Here is an 18,664-nt window from a genome sequence, read left to right as displayed (position 1 = left end):
GCGGCCACCGGCTCGCAGAGCCAGCACGTTGGAGCCCTTCCAGCCCCAACGCAAGTCAAACCCCCGATCCAAGGAAACCAGATGTCCGCCATCAACAAGGCCGAGATCGTCCAGTCGCATGCCCGCGGCACCGGCGACACCGGCAGCCCCGAAGTGCAGGTCGCGCTGCTGACCGCCCGCATCAACGAGCTGACCCCGCACTTCAAGACCCATGCCAAGGACCACCACGGCCGCCGCGGCCTGCTGCGCATGGTGAACCGCCGCAAGAGCCTGCTGGCGTACCTGAAGGACAAGGATGCCGAGCGCTACACCGCGCTGATCGGCAAGCTGGGCCTGCGCAAGTAAGCGCGCCACGCGAATCGCAAGAGCGCCTGGGTTGGCTGTCGCTGGCTCAGGCGCTTTGCACATCGGAGACCACGGAATCGGATACGCGCTGTGTCATTCCACCAACGGCCGCCGGCCGCTGATGGAATGGCATCGTGTTCGACTCCCGTCTCCTTCCTCCACCGAGAGAAAGTGAGCAAGCCATGAGCATCTTCAACAAAGTCACCAAGACCTTCCAGTGGGGCCAGCACACGGTCACCATGGAAACCGGCGAGATCGCTCGCCAGGCCACCGGCGCGGTGGTGGTGAACATCGACGACACCGTGGTGCTGGCCACCGTGGTGGCGTCCAAGACCGCCAAGCCGGGCCAGGACTTCTTCCCGCTGACGGTCGACTACATCGAGAAGACCTACGCCGCCGGCAAGATCCCCGGCAGCTTCTTCAAGCGTGAAGCCAAGCCCAGCGAGCTGGAGACCCTGACCTCGCGCCTGATCGACCGCCCGATCCGCCCGCTGTTCCCGGAAGGCTTCTTCAACGAAGTGCACGTGGTCATCCACACGCTGTCGCTGAACCCCGAGGTCGACGCCGACATCGCAGCCATGATCGCCGTCAGCGCCGCGCTGGCCGTCTCCGGCATCCCCTTTGCCGGCCCGATCGGCGCCGCGCGCGTGGGCTACATCAACAACGAGTACGTGCTCAACCCCGGCCAGACCCAGCGCAAGGATTCGCTGCTGGACCTGGTGGTCGCCGGTACCGAGGCGGCCGTGCTGATGGTCGAGTCCGAGGCGCAGCAGCTGCCCGAGGAAGCGATGCTGGGCGCCGTGGTGTTCGGCCACGAGCAGGGCAAGATCGCGATCAACGCCATCCACGAGCTGGTGCGCGAAGCCGGCAAGCCGGTGTGGGACTGGCAGCCGCCGGCCAAGGACGAGCCCTTCATCGCCCGCGTCACCGAGCTGGCAGAGGCAAAGCTGCGCGCCGCCTACCAGATCCGCAGCAAGCAGGCCCGCACCCAGGCCCTGCGCGAAGCCACCGCCTCGGTGATGGCCTCGCTCAAGGAGTCGGGTGCCGACTTCGATCCGATCAAGGTGGAAGGCCTGCTGTTCGACATCGAGGCGCGCATCGTGCGCGGCCAGATCCTGGCCGGCGAGCCGCGCATCGACGGCCGCGACACCCGCACGGTCCGCCCGATCGAGATCCGCAACGGCGTGCTGCCGCGCACCCACGGCTCGGCGCTGTTCACGCGCGGCGAGACCCAGGCACTGGTGGTCACGACCTTGGGCACCGAACGCGACGCGCAGCGCATCGACGCGCTGGCCGGCGAGTTCGAGGACCGCTTCATGTTCCACTACAACATGCCTCCCTTCGCCACCGGTGAAGTGGGCCGCATGGGCTCGACCAAGCGCCGCGAGATCGGCCACGGCCGCCTGGCCAAGCGGGCGCTGGTCGCCTGCCTGCCGTCCAAGGACGAATTCCCGTACACCATCCGCGTGGTCTCCGAGATCACCGAGTCGAACGGCTCCTCGTCGATGGCGTCCGTCTGCGGCGGCTGCCTGTCGATGATGGACGCCGGCGTCCCGATGAAGGCGCACGTCGCCGGCATCGCCATGGGCCTGATCAAGGAAGGCAACCGCTTCGCGGTGCTGACCGACATCCTGGGCGACGAGGACCACCTCGGCGACATGGACTTCAAGGTGGCCGGCACGACCAACGGCATCACCGCCCTGCAGATGGACATCAAGATCCAGGGCATCACCAAGGAGATCATGCAGGTCGCCCTGGCGCAGGCCAAGGAAGCGCGCATGCACATCCTGGGCAAGATGCAGGAAGCGATGGGCGAGGCCAAGTCGGACGTCTCCACGTTCGCCCCGCGCCTGTACACGATGAAGATCAATCCGGAGAAGATCCGCGACGTGATCGGCAAGGGCGGCGCCACCATCCGCGCGCTGACCGACGAGACCGGCACCACGATCGACATCGGCGAGGACGGCACCATCACGATCGCGTCGACCGATTCGGCCAAGGCCGAGGAGGCCAAGAAGCGCATCGAGCAGATCACCGCGGAAGTGGAGATCGGCAAGGTCTACGAAGGCCCGATCACCAAGCTGCTGGACTTCGGCGCGCTGGTCAACCTGCTGCCGGGCAAGGACGGCCTGCTGCACATCAGCCAGATCGCCCACGAGCGGGTGGAGAAGGTCACCGACTACCTGAGCGAAGGCCAGATCGTGCGCGTGAAGGTGCTCGAGACCGACGAGAAGGGCCGCGTGAAGCTGTCCATGAAGGCGCTGCTCGACCGGCCCGCCGGCATGGAAGACCAGCCGCCGCGCGAGCGGCGCGAGCGCAGCGACCGCGGCGAGTTCCGTGGCGACCGCGCCGATCGCGGCGATCGTCCGCCGCGCGAGCCCCGGGAGCCCCGGGAGCCCCGGGAACCGCAGGTCCAGCCGCAGTCGACGCTGACGGATCCGCAGGAGTAACGCTCCTGCCCAACGGTGCCGGCGCGGCTGGCCGCCCTTCACCGCGCATGCCGCGGCCGCTCGACCGGCCGGCCGCGGCGGGCCGGGGGAGGGCCGGGCTCCTCCCGGATGCCCTGCGCCGGCCCGATCCGCGACCCCCTGACCGCCTGGAGCCAATGCCATGAAAGCCGTTGAGATCACGCAGTACGGTGCGCCCGAGGTGCTGCGCCTGGGCGAGCGAGCCGATCCCGTCGCCGGGCCCGGCGACGTCCTGATCCGCGTCGCGGCGAGCGGCGTCAACCGCCCCGACGTGCTGCAGCGCATGGGCAACTATCCGGTGCCGCCCGGCGCCTCCGACATCCCCGGCCTCGAAGTGGCCGGCGAGATCGTGGGCGGGGATGCGCAGGCGATGGCTGCCGCCGGGTTCAAGCCCGGCGACCGCGTCTGCGCCCTCGTGGCAGGCGGCGGCTATGCCCAGCTGTGCGTCGCGCCGGTGGGCCAGTGCTTGCCCGTGCCAAGCGGACTGTCCGACGTCGAGGCCGCCTCGCTGCCCGAGACCTTCTTCACCGTCTGGAGCAACGTGTTCGACCGCGGCCGGCTGCAGCCCGGCGAGAGCTTCCTGGTGCAGGGCGGCACGAGCGGCATCGGCGTGACCGCGATCCAGATGGCCCGCGCCATGGGCGCAGGCCTGGTGCTCGCGACGGCCGGCAGCGACGAGAAGTGCAGGGCCTGCGTGGACCTCGGGGCCGACCACGGCATCAACTACAAGACCCAGGATTTCGCCGAGGAAGCCAAGCGGCTGACCGGCGGCAAGGGCGTGGACGTGATCCTCGACATGGTCGCCGGCAGCTATGTGGACCGCGAGGTCAAGTGCGCCAACGAGGACGGCCGCATCGTGATCATCGCGGTGCAGGGCGGCACCAAGAGCGAGTTCAATGCCGGCCTGGTGCTGCGCCGCCGCATCACCGTGACCGGCTCGACGCTGCGTCCGCGGCCGGTGGCCTTCAAGGCCGCGATCGCCCAGGCGCTTCGCAAGAACGTCTGGCCGCTCGTCGAGAGCGGCCGGATCAAGTCCGTGATCCACAGCACCTTCGCGGCCGCCGAGGCGGCGAAGGCGCATGCGCTCATGGAGACCAACCAGCACGTCGGCAAGATCGTGCTGACCTGGTGAGCGCTTTCGACAACGACCCGAGATGAAGAAGAAGCTGATCGCCGGCAACTGGAAGATGAACGGCAGCGTGGCGGCCAACGACGCGCTGGTGCGCGCGGTCGTGGCTGGCATGCGGGATGCCGCGTGCCAGGTCGCCGTGTGCGTGCCGGCCCCGTACCTGGCCCAGGTGCAGATGCTGCGCCACGGCTGCGCGCTCGAGCTCGGCGCGCAGGACGTCTCCACCCACGAGCAGGGTGCCTACACCGGCGAGGTGTCGGCGGCCATGCTCAAGGAGTTCGGCGTGCGCTTTGCCATCGTCGGCCACTCCGAGCGGCGCCAGTACCACGGCGAGACCGACCAGCTGGTGGCCGACAAGGCCAAGGCCGCGCTGGCCCACGGCATCACGCCCATCGTGTGCGTGGGCGAGACGCTGGCCGAACGCGAGGCGGGCCACACCGAGGAGGTCGTCAAGCGCCAGCTGGCGGCCGTCATCCACACCAACGGCCACTGCATCAGCGAGATCGTGGTCGCCTACGAGCCTGTCTGGGCGATCGGCACCGGGCGCACCGCCACGCCCGAGCAGGCCCAGCAGGTGCATGCCGTGTTGCGCGCGCAGCTCAAGGCGGCAACGCCGCAGGCCGACCGCGTGTGCATCCTCTACGGCGGCAGCATGAACGCCGCCAACGCGGCCAGCCTGCTGGCCCAGCCGGACATCGACGGCGGCCTGATCGGTGGCGCGTCGCTCAAGGCCCCCGATTTCCTGCAGATCATCGCGGCTGCCCGCTGAGCGGCCGAAACACCTTCCGGAGTGAACCAAGCATGAACGTGATCCTCAACCTCCTGCTGGCCGTCCAGATCCTGACGGCGCTGGGCATGATCGGGCTCATCCTCATCCAGCACGGCAAGGGCGCCGACATGGGCGCCGCCTTCGGCAGCGGCGGCTCGGGCAGCCTGTTCGGCGCCTCGGGCAGCGCCAACTTCCTGTCGCGCACGACGGCCGTGCTGGCCAGCGTCTTCTTCGTGTGCACGCTGGCGCTCGCGTACTTCGGCAACTACCGCGCGCCCGAATCGGGCAGCGTGCTCGACCGCGCCGCGGCGCCCGCCGCCGCCCCGGCCTCGGTGCCGGCTGGTCCTGCCGCGCAGATCCCGGGCACCAGCGTCCCGGCCCCCGGTTCGGCGCCGGCGCCGGTTGCGCCGGCCTCCGGCGCCGGCCAGATCCCGACGAAGTAGCGCGGCGAATCAGCTCCCCGTCAGGGGAAGCGCTGGCTTTTCGGAGTAAACTCCAAGGCTGCCCGGAAAGCCAGCAACAAAGAAGACAGCCTCATGCCTGTCCGGGCAAGCAGCGACATGCCGTCGTGGTGAAATTGGTAGACACGCTATCTTGAGGGGGTAGTGGCGAAAGCTGTGCGAGTTCGAGTCTCGCCGACGGCACCAGACAAAAAGAGCCGCGGGCCGCGCCCCGCGGCTTGAATCTCGGACCTCCAGGCCTCAGATGCAACTCGATCAGTACCTCCCAGTCCTTCTCTTCATTCTGGTAGGCATCGCGGTCGGGGTCCTGCCGCAGGTCCTGGGCTATGTCTTCGCGGGGGCGGCCGGCTTCAACAAGCCCGACGCTGCGAAGAACTCCCCCTACGAATGCGGCTTCGAGGCGTTCGAGGATGCGCGCATGAAGTTCGACGTGCGCTACTACCTCGTGGCGATCCTGTTCATCCTCTTCGACCTCGAGATCGCCTTCCTCTTCCCGTGGGCCGTGGCGCTCAAGGAAATCGGACCGGTGGGCTTCTGGGCCATGATGGTCTTTCTCGGGATCCTCGTGGTCGGCTTCGTCTACGAATGGAAGAAGGGCGCGCTGGATTGGGAATGACCCACTCCCGGCGCAACGCCAAGGATTCAAAAGCAAATGGCTAACGAAGGCATTCTCGACAAGGGCGTCGTCACGACGACCGTGGACAGCGTCATCAACTGGGCCAAGACCGGCTCGTTGTGGCCGATGACGTTCGGGCTCGCGTGCTGCGCGGTGGAGATGATGCACGCCGGTGCGGCGCGCTACGACATCGACCGCTTCGGCATGCTGTTCCGGCCGAGCCCGCGGCAATCCGACCTGATGATCGTGGCCGGCACGCTGTGCAACAAGATGGCCCCGGCCCTGCGCAAGGTGTACGACCAGATGCCCGAGCCGCGCTGGGTGCTCTCGATGGGCACCTGCGCCAACGGTGGCGGCTACTACCACTACAGCTACTCCGTGGTGCGGGGCTGCGACCGGATCGTGCCGGTCGACGTCTACGTGCCCGGCTGCCCGCCGACGGCCGAGGCGCTGCTCTACGGGATCATCCAGCTGCAGCAGAAGATCCGCCGCACCCAGACCATCGCACGGGCCTGACGCCATGACCGCCATCACTCCCTTCGCGGTCGATCCCGCGGCACTGCAGGCCACGCTCACGCAGGCCCTGGGGTCGCTGGCCAAGCGCGTCGACCTGCGGCTGAACGAGATCACGGTCACGGTCTCGCCCGAGAACTACCTGCCCGCCGCCCAGGTCCTGCGCGATGCGCCGGATTGCCGGTTCGAGCAGCTGATCGACCTGTGCGGGCTGGACTACTCGGACTACCGCGGCGGCGCCTGGGACGGCCCGCGCTACGCCGTGGTCTCGCACTTCCTGTCGGTGAGCCTGAACCACCGGGTGCGCCTGCGCGTCTTCTGCGCCGACGACGAACTGCCGGTGGTCGATTCGCTGACCGGCCTGTGGAGTGCGGCCAACTGGTTCGAGCGCGAGGCGTTCGACCTGTTCGGGATCATCTTCGAGGGCCATGCGGACCTGCGCCGCATCCTGACCGACTACGGCTTCATCGGCCACCCGTTCCGCAAGGACTTCCCGGTGTCCGGCCATGTCGAGATGCGCTACGACCCCGAGCGCCAGCGCGTGATCTACCAGCCCGTGACGATCGAGCCGCGCGAGATCACGCCCCGCATCATCCGCGAGGAGCACTACGGCGGCATCCAGGCCGGCCGTGGGCTGGACAATCATGGCTGAGATCAAGAACTACACCCTGAACTTCGGCCCGCAGCACCCGGCCGCGCACGGCGTGCTGCGCCTGGTGCTGGAGCTCGACGGCGAGGTCATCCAGCGCGCCGACCCGCACATCGGCTTGCTGCACCGGGCCACCGAGAAGCTGGCCGAGACCCGCACCTACATCCAGTCGCTGCCCTACATGGACCGGCTGGACTACGTCTCGATGATGTGCAACGAGCACGCCTACTGCCTGGCCATCGAGAAGCTGATGGGCATCGAGGTGCCGGTGCGCGCCAAGTACATCCGCGTCATGTTCGCCGAGATCACCCGGCTGCTGAACCACCTGCTGTGGCTCGGCGCGCATGGTCTCGACTGCGGCGCGATGAACATGCTGATCTACTGCTTCCGCGAGCGGGAGGACCTGTTCGACATGTACGAGGCGGTGTCCGGCGCGCGCATGCATGCGGCGTACTTCCGCCCGGGCGGCGTCTACCGCGACCTGCCCGACAGCATGCCGCAGTACAAGGCGAGCAAGGTGCGCAACGAGCGCGAGATCAAGCGCATGAACGAGAACCGGCAGGGCTCGCTGCTGGACTTCATCGACGACTTCACCAAGCGCTTCCCCGGCTACGTCGACGAGTACGAGACGCTCCTGACCGACAACCGGATCTGGAAGCAGCGCACCGTCGGCATCGGCGTGGTGACGCCCGAGCGCGCGCTGAACCTGGGCTTCACCGGCCCGATGCTGCGCGGTTCCGGCGTTGCCTGGGACCTGCGCAAGACGCAGCCGTACGAGGTCTACGACCAGATGGATTTCGACATCCCGCTGGGCAGGACGGGCGACTGCTACGACCGCTACCTGGTGCGCGTGCAGGAGATGCGCGAGGCCAACCGCATCATCAAGCAGTGCGTCGACTGGCTGCGCGTCAACCCGGGTCCGGTGATCACCGACAACCACAAGGTGGCGCCGCCCGACCGCGAGTCGATGAAGTCCAACATGGAAGAGCTGATCCACCACTTCAAGCTCTTCTCCGAAGGCTTCCGCGTGCCCGAGGGCGAGGCCTATGCCGCCGTGGAGCATCCAAAGGGCGAGTTCGGCATCTACATCGTGAGCGACGGCGCCAACAAGCCGTACCGCCTGAAGATCCGCGCGCCCGGCTTCCCGCACCTGGCCTCGCTGGACGAGATGGGCAGGGGCCACATGATCGCGGACGCGGTGGCCATCATCGGGACGATGGACATCGTGTTCGGGGAGATCGATCGATGATCACTGAGACCATGAAGGCGCGCTTCGACCGCGAAGTGGCCAAGTACCCCCCCGACCAGAAGCAGTCGGCCGTGATGGCCTGCCTGGCCATCGTGCAGCAGGAGCAGGGCTTCGTCAGCCGGGCTGCCGAGCAGGAGGTCGCCGAGTACCTGGGCATGCCGCCGATCGCGGTGCACGAGGTCACGACCTTCTACAACATGTACAACCAGGCGCCGACGGGCAAGTACAAGCTGAACGTCTGCACCAACCTGCCGTGCCAGCTGCGTGACGGCGCCAAGGCCCTGCACCACCTGGAGCAGCGGCTGGGCGTGAAGATGGGCGAGACCACGGCCGACGGCCTGTTCACGCTGCAGCAGAGCGAGTGCCTGGGCGCCTGCGCCGACTCGCCGGTGATGCTGGTGAACGACCGCACGATGTGCAGCTTCATGAGCAACGACAAGCTCGACCAGCTGGTCGACGGCCTGCGCGCCGCCGATGGCGCGTCGAAATCGAAGGCGGGCTGACCATGAACGCCCAGCAAGTTCTTTCGCAGTTCCAGGCGACCGGGGTGCAGACCTGCTTCCACGGCCGCCACCTGAACCCGCAGATCTACGCCAACCTGGACGGCACCAACTGGCGCCTGAAGGACTATGAGGCGCGCGACGGCTACAAGGCCCTGCGCAAGATCCTGCAGGAGGGGCTCACGCAGGACCAGGTGATCGCCACCGTCAAGGAATCGGCCCTGCGCGGCCGCGGCGGCGCGGGCTTCCCCACCGGCCTGAAGTGGAGCTTCATGCCCCGCCAGTTCCCGGGGCAGAAGTACCTGGTGTGCAACTCCGACGAGGGCGAACCGGGCACGTGCAAGGACCGCGATATCCTGCACTACAACCCGCACATCGTCATCGAGGGGATGATCATCGCGGCCTACGCGATGGGCATCTCGGTGGGCTACAACTACATCCACGGCGAGATCTTCCAGACCTACGAGCGTTTCGAGGAAGCGCTGGAGGAGGCGAGGGCGGCCGGCTACCTCGGCGGCAACATCCTGGGGTCGGGCTTCTCGTTCCAGCTGCACGCGGCGCACGGCTTCGGTGCCTACATCTGCGGCGAAGAGACCGCGCTGCTGGAATCGCTCGAAGGCAAGAAGGGACAACCCCGTTTCAAGCCGCCGTTCCCGGCCAGCTTCGGCCTGTACGGCAAGCCCACGACGATCAACAACACCGAAACCTTCGCCGCGGTGCCCTGGATCATCCGCAACGGCGGCCAGGCCTTCCTGGAGGTCGGCAAGCCGAACAACGGCGGCACCAAGATCTTCTCGATCTCGGGCGACGTGGAGATGCCCGGCAACTACGAGATTCCGCTGGGAACACCGTTCAGCAAGCTGCTCGAGCTCGCCGGCGGCGTGCGCGGCGGCAAGAAGCTCAAGGCGGTGATCCCCGGCGGCTCGTCGTCGCCGGTGCTGCCGGCCGACATCATGATGCAGTGCACGATGGACTACGACTCCATCGCCAAGGCCGGCTCGATGCTGGGCTCGGGCGCCGTGATCGTGATGGACGAGACGCGCGACATGGTCGAGAGCCTGCTGCGCCTGTCGTACTTCTACATGCACGAGTCCTGCGGCCAGTGCACGCCGTGCCGCGAGGGCACCGGCTGGCTGTGGCGCGTGGTCGACCGCATCCAGAACGGCCACGGCAAGCCCAGCGACATCGAGCTGCTGAATTCGGTGGCCGACAACATCCAGGGGCGCACGATCTGCGCCCTGGGCGACGCGGCGGCGATGCCGGTGCGCGCCATGATCAAGCATTTCAAGCACGAGTTCGAGGCCAAGATCACGCGCCCGAACCTGCCCACGTCGGACGGCAAGCAGCCGGTGCCTGCGGGCGCCCGCGGCTGATCGTCGAGAGAACCATGGCTGAAATCACCCTAGACGGACAGAAGGTCGAGATCGCCGACGGCAGCATGGTGATGCATGCGGCCGAGAAGGCTGGCACCTACATCCCGCATTTCTGCTACCACAAGAAGCTGTCCATCGCGGCCAACTGCCGCATGTGCCTGGTGGACGTGGAGAAGGCACCCAAGCCCATGCCGGCCTGCGCCACGCCCGTCACCAACGGCATGGTCGTGCGCACCCGCAGCGACAAGGCCATCAAGGCCCAGCAGTCGGTGATGGAGTTCCTCCTCATCAACCATCCGCTCGACTGCCCCATCTGCGACCAGGGCGGCGAGTGCCAACTGCAGGACCTGGCCGTCGGCTACGGCGGCTCCGCTTCGCGCTACGAGGAAGAAAAGCGCGTCGTGCTGCACAAGGACGTCGGCCCGCTGATCTCCATGGAGGAGATGAGCCGCTGCATCCACTGCACCCGCTGCGTGCGCTTCGGCCAGGAAGTGGCCGGCGTGATGGAGCTGGGCATGGTCAACCGGGGCGAGCACTCCGAGATCACGACCGTGCTGGGCGACACCGTGGACTCCGAGGTGTCGGGCAACATGATCGACCTGTGCCCGGTGGGCGCGCTGACCAGCAAGCCGTTCCGCTACAGCGCCCGCAACTGGGAGCTGTCGCGCCGCAAGTCGGTGTCGCCGCACGACTCGACCGGCGCCAACCTGATCGTCCAGGTGCGCAACAACCGCGTCATGCGCGTGCTGCCGCTGGAGAACGAGGCCGTCAACGAATGCTGGCTGGCCGACCGCGACCGCTTCTCTTACGAGGCGGTGAACAGCGACGACCGCCTGACGGCTCCCATGCTCAAGCAGGGCGGCGAGTGGAAGCAGGTCGACTGGCAGACCGCGCTCGAGTACGTCGCCAACGGCCTCAAGCAGATCAAGGCCGACCACGGCGCCGGCAGCATCGGCCTGCTGGCCAGCCCGCACAGCACGGTCGAGGAGCTGTTCCTGGCCGGCGCCCTGGTGCGCGGCCTGGGCAGCGAGAACATCGACCACCGCCTGCGCCACGCGCAGTTCACGCCGTTCGAGGGCGTGCGCTGGCTGGGCACCAGCATCGCCTCGCTGTCCGAGCTGCAGCGCGTGCTGGTGGTGGGCTCCAACCTGCGCAAGGACCATCCCCTGTTCTCGCTGCGCATCCGGGCGGCGGTGCGCAAGGGCGCACAGGTCTCGCGCATCCACGACAGCGCGCCCGACTGGGCGATGTCGCTCGCCGCGTCGGCCGTCGCGCCGGCCGGGCAGTGGGCGCAGCTGCTGGCCGACGTGGCCACGGCGGTCGCCGCCGAGAAGGGCACCAGCGCGCCGGCGCAAGGCACCGCGACCGACGCCGCCAGGGCGATCGCCGGGTCGCTGCTCTCCGGCGAACGCAAGGCCGTCCTGCTGGGCAATGCCGCCGCGCACCATGCCAACGCCTCGACCCTGCTGGCACTGGCCCAGTGGATCGGCGAGGCCACCGGCGCGACGGTGGGCTACCTCACCGAGGCCGCCAACACCGTCGGCGCGCAACTGGTGAACGCCCTGCCCGGCCAGGGCGGGCTGGATGCGGGCCAGATGCTGGCCGGCGGCCTGAAGGCGGCCGTGCTGCTGAACACAGAGCCCGAGTTCGACTCCGCTGCCGGCGCCCGAGCGCCGGAGGCCCTGTCCAGGGCCGAGATGGTCGTGACGCTCAGCCCGTTCAAGACCAACCTGGCATTCAGCGACGTGCTGCTGCCGATCACTCCCTGGACCGAGACGCCCGGCACCTTCGTCAACGCCGAAGGACGCGTGCAGTCGTTCCATGCGGTGGTCAAGGCGCTGGGTGAGGCGCGGCCGGGCTGGAAGGTGCTGCGCGTGCTGGGCAACATGCTCGGCCTGCCGGGCTTCGGTTTCGATTCCGCGCAGGAGGTGCTGGTCGCCGCGCGCGGGGCCGCCGACGCGCAGCAGCCGATGGTGCAGGGCGCCAAGCTCTCCAACCGCACCGGCGCCAGGGCCGACCTGTCGGTGCCGGCCGGCACGCCGGTGACGGCGGCGATCTACCAGCTCGACGGCATCGTGCGTCGCGCCGAGTCGCTGCAGCTCACCGCCGACGGCCAGGCGGCGCTGCCACCGGCTGCGCAGCGCACCGCCGCGGCCCGCGAGGAAGAGGTGCTTGCATGATCGATTCGATCTACGGCTTCGGCAATGGCCTGATCGCCGCCCCCTGGTGGGCGGCCGCGGGCTGGCCGGTGATCTGGACGCTGATCAAGATCGTCGTCGTGGTCGCGCCGCTGATGGGCGCCGTCGCCTACCTCACGCTCTGGGAGCGCAAGGCCATCGGCTTCACCCAGCTGCGCCCGGGCCCCAACCGCACCGGTCCGCTGGGCATCCTGCAGCCGATCGCCGACGCCTTCAAGCTGCTCACCAAGGAGATCATCCTCCCGACGGTGGCCAACAAGGGCCTGTTCCTGCTCGGCCCGATCATGACCATCATGCCGGCGCTGGCCGCGTGGGCGGTCATTCCCTTCGGCCCCGACGTCGCGTTGGCCAACATCAACGCCGGCCTGCTGTTCCTGATGGCCATCACCTCGCTCGAGGTGTACGGCGTGATCATCGCGGGCTGGGCGTCGAACTCGAAGTACGCCTTCCTGGGCGCGCTGCGCGCGTCGGCCCAGATGGTGAGCTACGAGATCGCGATGGGCTTCGCCTTCGTGGTGGTCCTGATGGTGACCGGAAGCCTGAACATGACCGACGTGGTCATGAGCCAGGCCAAGGGGCAGTTCGCGGGCATGGGCCTGAACGTCCTGTCCTGGAACTGGCTGCCGCTGCTGCCGATCTTCCTGGTGTACTTCATCTCCGGCCTGGCCGAGACCAACCGCCACCCGTTCGACGTGGTGGAAGGCGAGTCCGAGATCGTCGCCGGCCACATGATCGAGTACTCGGGCATGAGCTTCGCCATGTTCTTCCTGGCCGAGTACGCCAACATGTGGCTGGTCTCGATCCTGGCGGTGATCATGTTCCTGGGTGGCTGGCTGCCCCCGTTCGAGTTCCTCTCGTTCATCCCCGGCTGGATCTGGCTGGGCGTCAAGACCTTCATGGTCGTGACCATGTTCCTGTGGGTGCGCTCGACGTTCCCGCGCTACCGCTACGACCAGATCATGCGTCTGGGCTGGAAGATCTTCATTCCGGTCACGCTGGTCTGGCTCGTGGTGGTCGGCGCCTGGATGCAGACCCCGTTCAACATCTGGAAGTAACCGACATGAGTCCCCACGCTCGCCACTGCGCGCGGTCGCTGCCCCGTCGGGCGGCACTCGCCGCGCCGGGGCGGCCGTGCGGCGGCCCGGTGTCTGGAAATTGACTATGGCTACTCAAACCCTCCCGCGAAGCCAGTCCGCGTTCTCGTTGAAGGACTTCCTCTCCAGCTTCATGCTGGTGGAACTGTTCAAGGGCCTGCGCATCACGGGCAAGTACTTCTTCGCGCGCAAGATCACGGTGCAGTTCCCCGAGGAGAAGACGCCGCTGTCGCCGCGCTTCCGCGGCCTGCACGCGCTGCGCCGCTACGAGAACGGCGAAGAGCGCTGCATCGCCTGCAAGCTGTGCGAGGCCGTCTGCCCGGCACTGGCGATCACCATCGACTCCGACCAGCGCGCCGACGGCACCCGCCGCACCACGCGCTACGACATCGACCTGACCAAGTGCATCTTCTGCGGCTTCTGCGAGGAGAGCTGCCCGGTCGACTCCATCGTCGAGACGCACATCCTCGAGTACCACGGGGAGAAGCGCGGCGACCTGTACTACACGAAGGACATGCTGCTGGCCGTGGGCGACCGCTACGAAGCCGAGATCGCCGAGCGCAAGGCCGCGGACGCCAAGTACCGCTGAGCGCGCGGGACGACAACGACAACAAATCCCATGGACGTCAAAACCGGCTTCTTCTACCTGTTCTCGGCGGTGCTGCTGTTCGCGGCCTTCCGGGTCATCACCGCGCGCAACCCCGTGTACGCCGCGCTGTACCTCGTGCTCGCGTTCTTCCAGGCCGCCGCGGTCTGGATGCTGCTCAAGGCCGAGTTCCTCGCCATCTCGCTCGTGCTGGTGTACGTGGGAGCGGTGATGGTGCTCTTCCTGTTCGTGGTGATGATGCTCGACATCAACGTCGACGCGTTGCGCGCGGGTTTCTGGAAGCACTTCCCGGTCGCCGCGGTGGTCGGGGTGGTGATCGCGCTCGAGATGGCCGCCGTCCTGATGGGCGGTTTCCGTCCGGCGGAGCCGGGCAACGGACCGGCCGCCGCGCAGGCGGCACAGGCGGGGGCCACGGCCGCCGCCCAGGTGTCCAACACCAAGGAACTGGGCAAGCTGCTGTACTCGCAGTACCTGTACCCCCTGGAGATCGCGGCGGTCCTGCTGCTGGTGGCCATCATCGCGGCCATCGCGCTCACCTTGCGCGAGCGCAAGGACAGCAAGCACATGGATCCCGGCGAGCAGGTCAAGGTGCGCGCCCGGGACCGCCTGCAGGTCATCAAGATGCCGCCGACGATGGTCGCGCCGGCGGCCGAACCCCAGGCCGCCGCGGCGGTGGAGGCCAAGGCATGAGCATCACCCTGGGTCACTTCCTTTCCCTTGGCGCGATCCTGTTCGCGCTGTCGGTCGTCGGCATCTTCCTGAACCGGCGCAACCTGATCGTCCTGCTGATGGCCATCGAGCTGATGCTCCTGGCCGTCAACATGAACTTCGTGGCGTTCTCGTACTACCTGGGCGACATGCACGGCCAGGTGTTCGTGTTCTTCATCCTGACCGTCGCCGCCGCCGAGTCGGCGATCGGCCTGGCTATCCTGGTGCTGCTGTTCCGCAACAAGTCGAACATCAACGTCGAAGAACTGAACATGCTCAAGGGCTGATCAGAACAAGAACGACAAGAGGAACCGTCGTGGCAGGCTCGTCCTGCCAACGAACGGGCTGTGCGCGATCGCCGCCGCTGGTTGCCGGGCCGAGCCCGGGCCGCAAGCGGCAGGAAAAAGAAACATGAGTCAGACACTCTCCGCATCGACCCTGCTCGCCGTCCCGCTGGCGCCGCTGGCCGGGGCCGCGCTGGCCGGCATCCTGGGCACCAGCTTCGGCGGCAACTGGATCGGCCGGCGCCTGTCGCACACCTTCACCATCCTGGGGGTGTTCGTCGCCTTCGTCATCTCGGCGATGACGCTCAAGAGCGTGGCCCTGGACGGCGCCCGCTTCAACGAGACGCTCTACGAGTGGATGGTGGTGGGCGGCCTGAAGATGGAGGTCGGCTTCCTGGTCGACGGCCTCACGGCGATGATGATGTGCGTGGTGACCTTCGTGTCGCTGATGGTCCACATCTACACCATCGGGTACATGGAGGAGGACGACGGCTACAACCGCTTCTTCGCCTACATCTCGCTGTTCACGTTCTCGATGCTCATGCTGGTCATGAGCAACAACTTCCTGCAGCTGTTCTTCGGCTGGGAAGCCGTGGGCCTGGTGTCCTACCTGCTGATCGGCTTCTGGTTCAACAAGCCCAGCGCCATCTTCGCCAACATGAAGGCGTTCCTGGTCAACCGGGTGGGCGACTTCGGCTTCATCCTGGGCATCGGCCTGATCGCTGCCTATGCCGGCACGCTGAACTACGCCGAGACCTTCGGCAAGGCCGGCGAGCTCGCCAAGCTGACCTTCCCGGGCACCAGCTGGATGCTGGTCACCGTCACCTGCATCTGCCTGTTCATCGGCGCGATGGGCAAGAGCGCGCAGTTCCCGCTGCACGTGTGGCTGCCCGATTCGATGGAAGGCCCGACGCCGATCTCGGCCCTGATCCACGCCGCCACCATGGTGACCGCGGGCATCTTCATGGTGGCGCGCATGTCGCCGCTGTACGAGCTGTCGGACACGGCGCTGTCGTTCATCCTGGTGATCGGCGCGATCACGGCGCTGTTCATGGGCTTCCTGGGCATCATCCAGAACGACATCAAGCGCGTGGTCGCGTACTCCACGCTGTCCCAGCTGGGCTACATGACCGTGGCGCTGGGCGCCTCGGCCTATTCCGTGGCCGTGTTCCACCTGATGACGCACGCCTTCTTCAAGGCGCTGCTGTTCCTGGCCGCCGGCTCGGTGATCATCGGCATGCACCACAACCAGGACATCCGCTGGATGGGCAACCTGCGCAAGCACATGCCGATCACGTGGATCACCTCGCTGCTCGGGTCCCTGGCGCTGATCGGAACGCCGCTGTTCGCCGGCTTCTATTCCAAGGACAGCATCATCGAGGCGGTGCACCTGTCCAGGCTGCCGGGTTCCGGCTTCGCGTACTTCGCCGTCATGGCCGGCGTGTTCGTGACGGCGTTCTACTCGTTCCGGATGTACTTCCTGGTCTTTCACGGCAAGGAGCGCTACGACCAGAACCCCGAGGCGCACCACGCGCACCATTCCGACGAGGAGCCCGACGTCTCGCACCACGATCACGGGCACGACGATGCCCACGGGCACGGCCACCAGCCGCACGAGTCGCCCTGGGTGGTCACGGCGCCGCTGCTGCTGCTGGCGCTGCCTTCCGTCGTGATCGGCTTCCTCACGATCGGCCCGATGCTGTACGGCGACTTCTTCAAGGACGCGATCTTCGTGAACTTCGAGAAGCACCCGGGCCTGGAGGAGATGGCCAAGGAGTTCCACGGCCCGGTGGCGATGGCGCTGCACGGCCTGATGACGCCGGTGTTCTGGCTGGCCTTCGCAGGCGTCGCGCTGGCGTACTACCTGTACATGGTCAATCCCGCGCTGCCGGCCCGACTGCAGGCGGTGTTCCGCCCGCTCTACCGCGTGCTGGACAACAAGTACTACATGGACTGGTTCAACGAGAACGTGCTCGCGCGGCTGGCGCGCGGGCTGGGGCTGGCGCTGTGGAAGGGCGGCGACCAGGCGATCATCGATGGCGCGGCGGTCAACGGCAGCGCCCGCGTGGTGGGCCTGTTCGCCGGCGTGGTGCGCCGCGTCCAGACCGGTTACCTGTACCACTACGCGCTGGCGATGATCGTCGGCGTGTTCGTGCTGCTCACCTGGTTCGTTGCGCCGTGGTCGGCACTGCTCGGCAAGTAGGAGAAGAAGAAAAATGGGTGTGTTGAGCCTTGCCATCTGGACGCCGATCCTGTTCGGTGTCGCCCTGCTGGCGCTCGGGAAGGACGAGCATGCGCGCGCCGTGCGCTGGATCGCCCTGATCGGTTCCGTCGCGGGTTTCCTGGTCACGCTGCCGATGCTCGGCAGGTTCAAGCTCGGCACGGCCGAGATGCAGCTGGTGGAGCGCACGCCGTGGATCGAGCGCTTCAACGTCCACTACCACCTGGGCGTCGACGGCATCTCGTTCTGGTTCGTGCTGCTCACGGCCTTCATCACGGTCATCGTCGTGATCTCCGCGTGGGAGGTGATCACCGAGCGCGTCAACCAGTACATGGGCGCGTTCCTGATCCTGTCGGGCCTGATGATCGGTGTCTTCGCGGCTCTCGACGCGATGCTGTTCTACGTGTTCTTCGAGGCCACGCTGATCCCGATGTACCTGATCATCGGCATCTGGGGCGGCCCCCGGAAGATCTATGCGGCGTTCAAGTTCTTCCTGTACACGCTGCTCGGCTCCCTGCTGATGCTGGTGGCGCTGATCTATCTGTACAGCAAGTCGGGCGGCAGCTTCGACATCCTCACCTGGCACCGGCTGCCGCTGCCCGGTCCGGTGCAGACGCTGCTGTTCTTCGGCTTCTTCGCGGCGTTCGCCGTGAAGGTGCCGATGTGGCCGGTGCACACCTGGCTGCCGGACGTGCACGTCGAGGCGCCGACCGGCGGCTCCGCGGTGCTGGCGGCGATCATGCTGAAGCTGGGCGCGTACGGCTTCCTGCGCTTCTCGATGCCGATCGCGCCCGATGCCGCGCGCGAGTGGGCCTGGCTGATGATCGGGCTGTCGATCGTAGCCGTGATCTACGTGGGCCTGGTCGCGATGGTGCAGCAGGACATGAAGAAGCTGGTGGCCTATTCGTCCGTGGCCCACATGGGCTTCGTCACGCTCGGCTTCTTCATCTTCAACGACCTGGGCGTCGCCGGCGGCCTGGTGCAGATGATCGCCCATGGCTTCGTGTCGGGCGCGATGTTCCTGTGCATCGGCGTGCTGTACGACCGGGTCCACTCGCGCGAGATCGCCAGCTATGGGGGCGTGGTCAACACCATGCCCAACTTCGCGGCCTTCGCGCTGCTGTTCTCGATGGCCAACTGCGGCCTGCCCGCGACCGCCGGTTTCGTGGGCGAATGGATGGTGATCCTCGGCACGGTCAAGGCCAACTTCTGGCTCGGCCTGCTGGCGGCCACGGCGCTGATCTGGGGCGCCGCCTACACCTTGTGGATGTACAAGCGGGTGTACCTGGGCCCGGTGGCGAACGACGACGTGCGCCAGCTCACCGACATCAATGCGCGGGAGTTCCTGATGCTGGGCATCCTGGCGATCGCCGTCCTCTACATGGGCATCTTCCCCAAGCCCTTCACCGACGTCATGGACGCCTCGGTCCAGAGCTTCCTGAAGCACGTCGCTGCTTCCAAACTGAACTGAAGCCACGGC

At 67.2% G+C, this 18,664-nt stretch carries 18 protein-coding genes and 1 tRNA gene; all 19 read left to right on the top strand.

The genetic code is table 11. From position 1 onward, the window contains the following. The first annotated feature begins 81 nt into the window (after window positions 1–81). On the top strand, window positions 82–345 hold the full coding sequence (gene rpsO, locus VFE82_RS13985; RefSeq protein ID WP_325000924.1) for a 30S ribosomal protein S15: 264 nt from the start codon (window positions 82–84) through the stop codon (window positions 343–345). Window positions 346–527: 182 nt separating this feature from the next. Continuing rightward, the gene (gene pnp, locus VFE82_RS13980; RefSeq protein ID WP_325000923.1) at window positions 528–2,795 is read left to right on the top strand and encodes a polyribonucleotide nucleotidyltransferase; all 2,268 of its coding nucleotides are present in this window, start codon (window positions 528–530) and stop codon (window positions 2,793–2,795) included. A 160-nt stretch (window positions 2,796–2,955) separates the two neighbouring features. Next, window positions 2,956–3,945, top strand: a complete 990-nt coding sequence (locus VFE82_RS13975) for an NAD(P)H-quinone oxidoreductase (protein WP_325000922.1) — start codon at window positions 2,956–2,958, stop codon at window positions 3,943–3,945. 22 nt (window positions 3,946–3,967) lie between these two features. Then, a complete protein-coding gene (gene tpiA, locus VFE82_RS13970; RefSeq protein ID WP_325000921.1) occupies window positions 3,968–4,711 on the top strand; it encodes a triose-phosphate isomerase in 744 nt (247 codons plus the stop codon). Window positions 4,712–4,743: 32 nt separating this feature from the next. Continuing rightward, window positions 4,744–5,154: a preprotein translocase subunit SecG gene (gene secG, locus VFE82_RS13965; RefSeq protein WP_325000920.1), complete on the top strand. Its 411-nt coding sequence runs from the start codon at window positions 4,744–4,746 to the stop codon at window positions 5,152–5,154. A 119-nt stretch (window positions 5,155–5,273) separates the two neighbouring features. Further along, a tRNA-Leu gene (locus VFE82_RS13960) sits at window positions 5,274–5,358 on the top strand. 58 nt (window positions 5,359–5,416) lie between these two features. Continuing rightward, window positions 5,417–5,788, top strand: coding sequence for an NADH-quinone oxidoreductase subunit A (locus VFE82_RS13955; RefSeq protein WP_325000919.1), 372 nt, complete (start codon window positions 5,417–5,419; stop codon window positions 5,786–5,788). Window positions 5,789–5,824: 36 nt separating this feature from the next. After that, window positions 5,825–6,304, top strand: a complete 480-nt coding sequence (locus tag VFE82_RS13950) for a NuoB/complex I 20 kDa subunit family protein (RefSeq protein ID WP_027102937.1) — start codon at window positions 5,825–5,827, stop codon at window positions 6,302–6,304. 13 nt (window positions 6,305–6,317) lie between these two features. Continuing rightward, on the top strand, window positions 6,318–6,953 hold the full coding sequence (locus tag VFE82_RS13945) for an NADH-quinone oxidoreductase subunit C (protein ID WP_325001024.1): 636 nt from the start codon (window positions 6,318–6,320) through the stop codon (window positions 6,951–6,953). Then, window positions 6,946–8,199, top strand: a complete 1,254-nt coding sequence (locus VFE82_RS13940) for an NADH-quinone oxidoreductase subunit D (protein WP_325000918.1) — start codon at window positions 6,946–6,948, stop codon at window positions 8,197–8,199. The genes VFE82_RS13945 and VFE82_RS13940 overlap by 8 nt, the downstream gene beginning before the upstream one ends. Next, the gene (nuoE, locus tag VFE82_RS13935) at window positions 8,196–8,702 is read left to right on the top strand and encodes an NADH-quinone oxidoreductase subunit NuoE (RefSeq protein WP_325000917.1); all 507 of its coding nucleotides are present in this window, start codon (window positions 8,196–8,198) and stop codon (window positions 8,700–8,702) included. The genes VFE82_RS13940 and nuoE overlap by 4 nt, the downstream gene beginning before the upstream one ends. Before the next feature lie 2 nt (window positions 8,703–8,704). Next, on the top strand, window positions 8,705–10,072 hold the full coding sequence (nuoF, locus tag VFE82_RS13930) for an NADH-quinone oxidoreductase subunit NuoF (protein ID WP_325000916.1): 1,368 nt from the start codon (window positions 8,705–8,707) through the stop codon (window positions 10,070–10,072). Between the two features lie 14 nt (window positions 10,073–10,086). Next, a complete protein-coding gene (nuoG, locus tag VFE82_RS13925; protein ID WP_325000915.1) occupies window positions 10,087–12,252 on the top strand; it encodes an NADH-quinone oxidoreductase subunit NuoG in 2,166 nt (721 codons plus the stop codon). Continuing rightward, a complete protein-coding gene (nuoH, locus tag VFE82_RS13920) occupies window positions 12,249–13,325 on the top strand; it encodes an NADH-quinone oxidoreductase subunit NuoH (protein WP_325000914.1) in 1,077 nt (358 codons plus the stop codon). Before nuoG ends, nuoH begins: the two co-directional genes overlap by 4 nt. A 106-nt stretch (window positions 13,326–13,431) precedes the next feature. Continuing rightward, the gene (gene nuoI, locus VFE82_RS13915; RefSeq protein ID WP_325000913.1) at window positions 13,432–13,953 is read left to right on the top strand and encodes an NADH-quinone oxidoreductase subunit NuoI; all 522 of its coding nucleotides are present in this window, start codon (window positions 13,432–13,434) and stop codon (window positions 13,951–13,953) included. Between the two features lie 30 nt (window positions 13,954–13,983). Further along, the gene (locus tag VFE82_RS13910; RefSeq protein WP_325000912.1) at window positions 13,984–14,661 is read left to right on the top strand and encodes an NADH-quinone oxidoreductase subunit J; all 678 of its coding nucleotides are present in this window, start codon (window positions 13,984–13,986) and stop codon (window positions 14,659–14,661) included. Further along, window positions 14,658–14,966 carry an NADH-quinone oxidoreductase subunit NuoK gene (nuoK, locus tag VFE82_RS13905; protein WP_325000911.1) on the top strand — a complete coding sequence of 103 codons (309 nt, stop codon included), beginning with the start codon at window positions 14,658–14,660 and terminating at the stop codon, window positions 14,964–14,966. Before VFE82_RS13910 ends, nuoK begins: the two co-directional genes overlap by 4 nt. A gap of 124 nt (window positions 14,967–15,090) precedes the next feature. After that, window positions 15,091–17,166: an NADH-quinone oxidoreductase subunit L gene (nuoL, locus tag VFE82_RS13900; protein WP_325000910.1), complete on the top strand. Its 2,076-nt coding sequence runs from the start codon at window positions 15,091–15,093 to the stop codon at window positions 17,164–17,166. 13 nt (window positions 17,167–17,179) lie between these two features. Beyond that, window positions 17,180–18,655 (top strand): NADH-quinone oxidoreductase subunit M, encoded by a 1,476-nt coding sequence (locus VFE82_RS13895; RefSeq protein ID WP_325000909.1) that lies wholly within the window; start codon window positions 17,180–17,182, stop codon window positions 18,653–18,655. Window positions 18,656–18,664: the final 9 nt, after the last annotated feature.

Source organism: Ramlibacter sp. (assembly GCF_035655895.1).
In the GTDB taxonomy this organism is placed as follows: Bacteria; Pseudomonadota; Gammaproteobacteria; order Burkholderiales; family Burkholderiaceae_C; genus Ramlibacter.
The sequence above is the reverse complement of the archived record's forward strand: the minus strand, read 5'-3'. Positions and strand labels throughout refer to the sequence as shown.

What these genes read in the sequence shown, in the direction of transcription:
- VFE82_RS13950 (WP_027102937.1), top strand. Translation starts at nt 5,825, where the DNA reads ATGGCTAACGAAGGCATTCTCGACAAGGGCGTCGTCACGACGACCGTG.
- VFE82_RS13910 (WP_325000912.1), top strand. Translation starts at nt 13,984, where the DNA reads ATGGACGTCAAAACCGGCTTCTTCTACCTGTTCTCGGCGGTGCTGCTG.
- VFE82_RS13975 (WP_325000922.1), top strand. Translation starts at nt 2,956, where the DNA reads ATGAAAGCCGTTGAGATCACGCAGTACGGTGCGCCCGAGGTGCTGCGC.
- nuoE (WP_325000917.1), top strand. Translation starts at nt 8,196, where the DNA reads ATGATCACTGAGACCATGAAGGCGCGCTTCGACCGCGAAGTGGCCAAG.
- nuoG (WP_325000915.1), top strand. Translation starts at nt 10,087, where the DNA reads ATGGCTGAAATCACCCTAGACGGACAGAAGGTCGAGATCGCCGACGGC.
- VFE82_RS13955 (WP_325000919.1), top strand. Translation starts at nt 5,417, where the DNA reads ATGCAACTCGATCAGTACCTCCCAGTCCTTCTCTTCATTCTGGTAGGC.
- nuoH (WP_325000914.1), top strand. Translation starts at nt 12,249, where the DNA reads ATGATCGATTCGATCTACGGCTTCGGCAATGGCCTGATCGCCGCCCCC.
- VFE82_RS13940 (WP_325000918.1), top strand. Translation starts at nt 6,946, where the DNA reads ATGGCTGAGATCAAGAACTACACCCTGAACTTCGGCCCGCAGCACCCG.
- secG (WP_325000920.1), top strand. Translation starts at nt 4,744, where the DNA reads ATGAACGTGATCCTCAACCTCCTGCTGGCCGTCCAGATCCTGACGGCG.
- pnp (WP_325000923.1), top strand. Translation starts at nt 528, where the DNA reads ATGAGCATCTTCAACAAAGTCACCAAGACCTTCCAGTGGGGCCAGCAC.
- nuoK (WP_325000911.1), top strand. Translation starts at nt 14,658, where the DNA reads ATGAGCATCACCCTGGGTCACTTCCTTTCCCTTGGCGCGATCCTGTTC.
- nuoF (WP_325000916.1), top strand. Translation starts at nt 8,705, where the DNA reads ATGAACGCCCAGCAAGTTCTTTCGCAGTTCCAGGCGACCGGGGTGCAG.
- nuoI (WP_325000913.1), top strand. Translation starts at nt 13,432, where the DNA reads ATGGCTACTCAAACCCTCCCGCGAAGCCAGTCCGCGTTCTCGTTGAAG.
- tpiA (WP_325000921.1), top strand. Translation starts at nt 3,968, where the DNA reads ATGAAGAAGAAGCTGATCGCCGGCAACTGGAAGATGAACGGCAGCGTG.
- rpsO (WP_325000924.1), top strand. Translation starts at nt 82, where the DNA reads ATGTCCGCCATCAACAAGGCCGAGATCGTCCAGTCGCATGCCCGCGGC.
- VFE82_RS13895 (WP_325000909.1), top strand. Translation starts at nt 17,180, where the DNA reads ATGGGTGTGTTGAGCCTTGCCATCTGGACGCCGATCCTGTTCGGTGTC.
- nuoL (WP_325000910.1), top strand. Translation starts at nt 15,091, where the DNA reads ATGAGTCAGACACTCTCCGCATCGACCCTGCTCGCCGTCCCGCTGGCG.